This is a genomic window from Agromyces sp. NPDC055658 (assembly GCF_053618155.1).
Window position 1 is genome coordinate 45668 of the sequence record NZ_JBSHHD010000030.1, and the last position, 7608, is coordinate 53275.

Below are 7608 nucleotides of genomic sequence, written 5' to 3' on the forward strand. Positions count from 1 at the left end.
CTCCGAGTCCGCCGCGATTCTGTGGCGCACCGTGGTGCCCGTGGCTAGGGTGACGAGCGGGGGGGCACGGGTCTGCTCCCCACCGTTCGGAGGGGAGCACGTCGTGGCACGAGAATTCAGGGGCAGGATCGAACTCGACATCCGGGACTCGACACCCGACTGGGAGGCGTACGAGGAGCAGAAGGCGCCAGACGGTGCCCCGAACGTCCTCGTCATCCTGTTCGACGACACCGGCCTCGCGGCGTGGTCGCCGTACGGCGGTCGCATCGAGATGCCGACGCTCGACCGGCTGGCGGCGAACGGGCTGACCTACTCGCAGTGGCACACGACCGCACTGTGCTCGCCCACGAGGTCGAGCTTCCTCACCGGGCGGACCCATCACCAGAATGCCTTCGCGACCATCTCCGAATCAGCGGTCGGGTTCCCCGGCTACAACGGCCACATCCCGAAGTCGAACGCGTCGATCGCGCGCATCCTCCGCGACGCCGGATGGTCGACGTTCTGGGTCGGCAAGAACCACAACGTGCCGGTCAACGCGATCTCGAGCGGCTCGAACCGCAGCGAGTGGCCGCTCGGCCATGGCTTCGACCGGTTCTACGGCTTCATCGGTGGCGAGACGAACCAGTGGTACCCCGACCTCGCGGTCGACAACCACTACATCGACCAGCCCTATCCGCCCGAAGAGGGCTACCACCTCTCGAAGGACCTCGCCGACCAGGCGATCCGGATGCTCCGCGACACGAAGCAGTCCGACCCCGACAAGCCGTGGTACCTTTGGTTCTGCCCCGGCGCGAACCACGCGCCGCACCACGCGCCCCAGGAGTACATCGACAAGTACAAGGGCAAGTTCGACGACGGGTACGAGGCGTACCGCGAGTGGGTGCTGCCGCGCATGGTCGAGCGCGGCATCCTGCCCGAGGGCACCGAGCTCACCGAGCTCAACCCGATGACCGAGGGCACCTTCTCGCCCGGTGATTCCGTGCGTCCGTGGAGCGAGCTCAGCGACGCCGAGAAGGCGCTCTTCTCGCGCACTGCCGAGGTGTACGCCGGGTTCTCCGAGTACACCGACGCCCAGATCGGCCGGGTCATCGACCACCTCGAGCAGTCGGGCCAGCTCGAGAACACGCTCATCATCTACGCCGCCGACAACGGCGCCTCCGGTGAGGGAAGCCCGAACGGATCGATCAACGAGAACCTGTTCTTCAACGGCTACCCCGAGGACATCGAGCAGAACCTCTCCATGATCGACAAGCTCGGCGGACCCGAGGCCTACAACCACTATCCGACCGGTTGGGCGGCCGCGTTCTCCACCCCGTTCCGCATGTTCAAGCGCTACTCGTACGCGGGCGGCTCCGCCGACCCCCTGGTCATCAGCTGGCCCGCACGCATCGCCGCCAAAGGCGAGGTGCGCAGCCAGTACCACCACTGCATCGACATCGTTCCGACGATCCTCGAGGCATGCGGCGTCGAGGCCCCCGCGGTCGTCGACGGGGTCGAGCAGACGCCGATGCCCGGCGTCGCGATGAACTACTCCTTCGATGCCCCCGACACGCCGACCGCGAAGGAGACGCAGTACTACGAGATGCTCGGCACCCGCGGGATCTGGCACAAGGGGTGGAAGGCGGTCGCCGAGCACGGTCCCATCCCGATCGGCCTCGGGCACTTCGACGAGGACCGCTGGCAGCTGTTCCACGTCGACGAGGATCGTGCCGAGGCGCACGACCTCGCCGAGCAGTACCCCGAGAAGCTCGAGGAGCTGAAGGCGCTCTGGCTGTCGGAGGCGAAGAAGTACGACGTGCTGCCGCTGAACGACCTCGGTGTCGCCGACTTGATCGAGCACGAGTACCACCGCCCGGTGCCGGTCGACGGCCGGTACACCTACTACCCGGGCACCACCGAGGTGCAGGAGCAGCTCGCCGCCCGCACCCAGCAGGTGTCGTTCAAGATCATCGCCGACGTCGATCTCACCGGCGAGACCGAAGGCGTGATCGTCGCGCAGGGGTCGCGGTTCGGCGGGTACAGCCTCTACGCGCAGGACGGCAAGCTGTCGTTCGTGTACAACTTCCTCGGGATTCCGCCCGAGCAGCGCCTCTCGACCGATCTGCCCGCGGCAGGCCGGCACCTCGTCGGCGTCGGGTTCGAGAAGCAGGGCAACGGCGAGCACGGCGAGGCGCTCGGGGAGCTGACGCTCTACGTCGACGACCAGGCCGTCGGCTCACGACAGATCCGCACCCAGCTCGGTCGGTACGCACTGACCGGCGAGGGCCTGAGCGTCGGCTACGACTCGGGCGACACCGTCACCGCGTCGTACCCGAACCGGTTCGAATTCACGGGCGGCACGATCCACGAGGTCGTGTACGACGTGGCCGACGATCACTACATCGATGTCGAGAAGGAATTCGCGGCGAAGCTCGCGAGCGACTGAGCGGCCCGCTGCCAGAATGGCGGAACGGGGGTGCGGATGCCTCGCGCACCCGTTCCGCGTTTCGAGAGGATTCCCATGCCGAACGAACTGCCCTCGTGGGCCGACACTCCGACCCGTGCGGCGATCGTGGACTTCGTCGAACGCGTCACCACCGGCCCCGACGCGGTGCCCGAGTCGGAGCGCGTCGCCGTCTTCGACAACGACGGCACGCTGTGGAGCGAGAAGCCCATGCCGACGCAGCTGCACTACATCGTCGAGCAGTGGCGCACCCAGGCCGCGGCCGACCCGTCGCTCGCCGACGAGCAGCCGTACAAGGCGGCGGTGACCGGTGACTTCGCGTGGCTCGGCGGCGCGATCGACAAGCACTACGCGGGCGACGACCGCGACCTGAAGGTCCTCATCGGCGCGCTCGTCGGCGTGACCGCCGGCATGAGCGTCGACGACTACGCGACCTCGGTCACCGAGTTCTACGCGACGGCGAAGCACCTCACCCTCGGCACCCCGTACGCCGACGCCGTCTATGCGCCGATGGTCGAGCTGCTGCGCTACCTCGAGGCGCACGGGTTCTCGGTGTACATCGTCTCGGGCGGCGAGCGCGACTTCATGCGCCCGATGACGCAGCAGAACTACGGCATCCCGCCCGAGCGGGTCGTCGGCTCGGCGTTCGGGCTCTCGTACGACCCCGAGACGCACGAGGTCCGCTACGCCGCCGGTCTCGACGTCTTCGACGACGGCCCCGAGAAGCCGGTGCGCATCTGGAGCCGCATCGGCCGCCGCCCGCTCTTCGCCGGAGGCAACTCGAACGGCGACCAGGCGATGCTCGACTTCACCCGCAAGGGCGGCGGGTTCGCCCTCGTCGTGCACCACGACGACGACACCGATCGCGGCGACATCCCGTACGACAAGGGCGCCGAGAAGGTGCTCGCCGAGGCATCCGCCAACGGGTACGCGGTCGTCAGCGTGAAGCGCGACTGGACCCGCATCTTCCCCCAGGGCTGAACACGTGAGCACGACCGCCCACGCGACCCGACGGTTCCGGCTCTTCCCGACGCTCGCCGGGTATCAGCGCCGCTGGCTCGGCGCCGACCTCATCGCCGGGCTCTCGGCGGGCGCCGTCGTCGTGCCGCAGGCGATGGCCTACGCCACGATCGCGAACCTGCCGGTGCAGCTCGGCCTCTACACCTGCATGGTGCCGATGTTCGTGTACGCGATGCTCGGCGGATCGCGGGCGATGAGCGTGTCGACGACGTCGACGATCGCGACGCTCACGGCGACGACGCTCGTGTCGGCGGGGGTCGCCGCCGGCTCGGACGACCCGGTGCCCGACCTCATCGCGCTGACGCTGATGGTCGGGCTGATCCTGCTGATCGCCCGTGCGGCGAAGCTCGGCTCGCTCGTCGAGAACATCTCGCAGGCGACGATCGTCGGCATCCAGATCGGCGTCGGGGCGACGGTCGCGGTCGGGCAGCTGCCGAAGCTGCTCGGCGAGACCTCCGACGTGTCGGGCGAGGGATTCTTCAGTTCGTTCCTCGCCGCCCTCGAGGCGCTGCCTTCGGCGCACGTGACGACCGTGCTGCTCTCGGTCGCCTCGATCACGGCGATGTTCCTCATGAAGGCGTTCCTGCCGAGGGTGCCGGCGCCGCTCATCGTGGTGGCCGCCGGCATCCTGCTCGTCGCGTTCACCGGCATCGAACAGCAGGGCGTGGAGCTCATCGCCCCCGTGCCGCAGGGCTTCCCGCCCTTCGAGCTGCCGACGTTCGCGAACGTGCTGCCGATGCTGCCGGGCGCCTGCGCGATCGCGATCATGGCGTTCCTCGAGTCGGCGGCGGTGGCGCGCGGCATCCGCCGACAGGGCGAGCCGCAGATCGACAGCAACCAAGAGCTGTTCGCGACGGCGGCGGCGAACACCGTGGGATCGTTCTTCCAGGTGCTGCCGTCCGCCGGCGGGTTCTCGCAGAGCGCCGTGAACCAGGGGGCGGGCGCGCGAACCCAGCTGTCGACGCTCGTGACGGTCGTGCTCGCGGTGCTCGTCGCGCTCTTCCTCGGCCCGGTGCTGAGCCTGCTGCCGCAGGCGACGCTCGCCTCGCTCGTGTTCGTCGCGGTGGTCGGCCTGATCGATTTCGGCTCGCTGGCCAGGTTCTGGCGGATCAGCCACAACGACTTCTGGATCGCGGTGTCGACGGCCGTCGTCGGCCTCACCGCGGGCCTGCTGCTCGCGGTCGCCGTCGGCATCATCGCGACGATGGTCGTCATCCTGCGCGAGCTCAACCGGGTGCGGGTGCGCGTGGGGGAGGCGCGCGACGGCGTGCTGCCGGTGCGCCTGCTCGGGCCGATGTACACCGCGAACGTGCTCGCCTACGAGAACGCCGTGCTCGACGCGGTGCGGGCGCGCGCCGGCGTCACCGCGGTCGCCCTCGAGCTCACCCGGCTCGACGTCGTGTCGGTGACCGTGCTCGACGGGCTCGCCGAGCTCGACCGCGAACTCGCCGGCGACGGCGTCGAGCTGCGCGTCGCGGACGTGCCCGAGGACGGCGCCGCCGCGGCACGCCGCGGGCGCTGGTTCGCCGGGCTCGAGGCGGCGGGCCGCGTCTACCCGACGCTCGACGAAGCGGTCTCGGCGAGGTCGTCGGAGGGTTCGGGCAACTGACGACGCCCGCCGGGCGCGGTCGATCGAATCAGCCGGCGGTGCGGGCGCAGCGGAAGCCGATGTGCGTCGTGGCCGTGTCGTCGGCCTGCGGCGAGCGGGCGGCGGGGCGGTAGCGCAGGCAGTACTCGGGCGAGCAGAGGTGCGAGCCGCCCTTCAGCACGCGCCGCGGGATGCGCGAACCGGGCTCGGCCGACGCCGCGGCGAGCAGGTTCGGCCGGGCCCCAGCGTCCACCGCGTCGGCCTCGGTGCCCGGCACGATGTGGCGGGGGGTGTAGTAGTCGGTCGTCCACTCCCACACGTTGCCGGCCACGTCGAAGAGGCCGTAGCCGTTCGGCGCGAACGTCTTCACGGGCGAGGTGCCGGCCCAGCCCACGCTCGTCTCGTAGGGGAAGTGCCCCTGCCAGCGGTTCACCATGACCTCGCCGTCGGGTGTCTCGTCGTCGCCCCATGCGAAGCGCGCGCCGTCGAGGCCACCCCGGTGGGCGTACTCGAGCTCGGCCTCGGTGGGCAGGCGTCGGCCGGCCCACTCGGCGTAGGCCGAGGCATCCTCGAAGCTGACCTGCACGACGGGGTGCGTCGGGTGTTCGGCGAGCGCGTCGGGGCCGTCGGCGCCGAAGGGATGCCGCCAGCTCGCGCCCGCGCCCCACCGCCACCACTGGCGCCAGTCGCGCAGGTCGACCCGGCCCGAGGTGGGCGTGAACACGAGGCCGCCCGGCACGAGGTCGGCGGGGTCGGCACCCGGGAAGTCGGCGGGGTCGAGCGGTCGCTCGGCGACGGTCACGTAGCCGGTCGCCTCGACGAAGGCCGCGAACTGCTCGGTCGTCACGGGGTGCTGCTCGAGCTCGAACGCGTCGACCTCCCGTTCGTGCACGGGCGTCTCGTCGGCGTAGAACTCGTTCGAGCCCATGCGGAACGTGCCGCCCTCGATGCGGATGAGCGGGGTGAGGTCGACCATGACTCGAGCCTACGGGCTCGCGGGGATGCGCGACCTCGGCGCCGGCCGGCCGATGGCCCGCCGCGGGACTACGGCAGCAGGCGCGTCGGACCGCGGAACAGGTACGTCGTCTCGCGGATCGAGTGCTCGTCGAGCATGAGCATCAACACGCGGGCGAGGCCCATGCCGAAGCCGCCGTGCGGCGGCACGCCGTAGCGGAAGAAGTCGAGGTAGAACTCGAGCTCCTCCGGGTCCATGCCCTTGTCGCGCGCCTGCTCGACGAGCACGTCGATGCGGTGCTCGCGCTGCGCGCCCGTCGAGATCTCGACGCCGTTGTAGATGAGGTCGTACGAGTTCGTCAGCTCCGAGTCATCCGCGTGCCGCATGTGGTAGAACGGCCGGATGCTCGCCGCGTAGTCGGTCAGGAAGACGAAGTCGTGGCCGTACGTCTCCTTGACGTACGCCGAGATCTGGCGCTCGCCCTCGGGGTCCATGTCGGCGTCGGCGCGGGGGATGACGTAGCCGCGGTCGGCGACGATCTGCTTCGCCTCGGCGAGGGGGATGCGCGGGAACGGCCGCGACGGCACCTGGATCTCGAGGTCGAAGAGCTCCTCGATCTCGGCACCGTGCTTGTCGACGACGGCCTGGAAGCCCGCGACCATGAGCTCCTCATGGAGGTTCATGACATCTTCGTGCGAATCGATCCAGCTGATCTCGGTGTCGATCGAGGTGAACTCGGTCGCGTGGCGGCTCGTGAACGAGGGGTCGGCACGGAACGCGGGGCCGACCTCGAACACGCCGCCGAAGCCGGCGGCCTGCGCCATCTGCTTGAAGAACTGCGGGCTCTGCGCGAGGTACGCCTTGCCCTCGAAGTACTCGACCTCGAACAACTCGGCGCGCGACTCGGAGGCCGATGCCATGAGCTTCGGGGTCTGGATCTCGATGAGGCCCTTCTCGACCCAGACGCCGCGCAGCGCGTGCAGGAACGTCGTCTGGATGCGGAAGATGAGGTTCTGCTTCGGGTGGCGCAGGTCGAGGAAGCGCCAGTCCATGCGCTTGTCGAGGCTCGAGTCGGCTGCGATGGGCGTCTCGGGGTTCGCGGCCGCGACGACGTCGAGCGTGGCGAGCTTCACCTCGATGCCGCCGAGCTTGACGCGCTCGTCGTGCTTGAGCTCGCCGGTCACGGTGATGAACGAGCCGTGCGCGAGGGCCGAGATCGCCTCGGTCGTCGCCAGGCGGGCGGATGCCTCGGCGTCGCCCTGCTGGCTCTCGTCGAGCTCGCGCGTGGCGGGGTTGACCAGCTGCACGGCGCCCGTCTCGTCGCGCAGGATGACGAACTGCACCTTCTTCTGATCGCGAACCGTCTCGACCCATCCGGACACGGTGACGGGGCCGTCGGGCAGGGCGGCGAGGTTCTTGACGAGGGTGCGGTTGTTCACAGCGGGAAAGTCTACTTGAGCAGGGCGATCGCCCGATTCGGCCGGTTTCCCGTCGGTTGAGCAGCGCCGACGACGTCGACGCCTATCGAAGCCCTCCTGCCGCACGACTTACAGGATGAGCGGACCACCACCCCCGCATGCGAGAGTGGTGGTCCGCTCATCC

At 69.6% G+C, this 7608-nt stretch carries 5 protein-coding genes; 3 read left to right on the plus strand and 2 right to left on the minus strand.

Translation table 11 applies throughout. From position 1 onward, the window contains the following. Positions 1-103 precede the first annotated feature (103 nt). From ACWGPE_RS14395 to ACWGPE_RS14405, 3 genes are all read left to right on the plus strand, one after another. Positions 104-2425 (plus strand): sulfatase-like hydrolase/transferase, encoded by a 2322-nt coding sequence (locus tag ACWGPE_RS14395; RefSeq protein ID WP_452048949.1) that lies wholly within the window; start codon positions 104-106, stop codon positions 2423-2425. Between the two features lie 75 nt (positions 2426-2500). Further along, the gene (locus ACWGPE_RS14400; RefSeq protein WP_231428844.1) at positions 2501-3424 is read left to right on the plus strand and encodes an HAD family hydrolase; all 924 of its coding nucleotides are present in this window, start codon (positions 2501-2503) and stop codon (positions 3422-3424) included. A gap of 4 nt (positions 3425-3428) precedes the next feature. Then, positions 3429-5072 carry a SulP family inorganic anion transporter gene (locus ACWGPE_RS14405; RefSeq protein WP_275506121.1) on the plus strand — a complete coding sequence of 548 codons (1644 nt, stop codon included), beginning with the start codon at positions 3429-3431 and terminating at the stop codon, positions 5070-5072. A gap of 28 nt (positions 5073-5100) precedes the next feature. On the opposite strand, the gene ACWGPE_RS14410 is transcribed toward ACWGPE_RS14405, so the two are convergent. Both ACWGPE_RS14410 and aspS read right to left on the minus strand, forming a co-directional pair. Next, the gene (locus ACWGPE_RS14410; protein ID WP_231428842.1) at positions 5101-6027 is read right to left on the minus strand and encodes a formylglycine-generating enzyme family protein; all 927 of its coding nucleotides are present in this window, start codon (positions 6025-6027) and stop codon (positions 5101-5103) included. 68 nt (positions 6028-6095) lie between these two features. Next, a complete protein-coding gene (gene aspS, locus ACWGPE_RS14415) occupies positions 6096-7445 on the minus strand; it encodes an aspartate--tRNA(Asn) ligase (RefSeq protein ID WP_452048950.1) in 1350 nt (449 codons plus the stop codon). Positions 7446-7608 lie beyond the last annotated feature (163 nt).

Bases quoted from the DNA above. Each gene is read 5' to 3' on its own strand.
- ACWGPE_RS14410 (WP_231428842.1), bottom strand. From the start codon at position 6,027: ATGGTCGACCTCACCCCGCTCATCCGCATCGAGGGCGGCACGTTCCGC.
- ACWGPE_RS14400 (WP_231428844.1), top strand. From the start codon at position 2,501: ATGCCGAACGAACTGCCCTCGTGGGCCGACACTCCGACCCGTGCGGCG.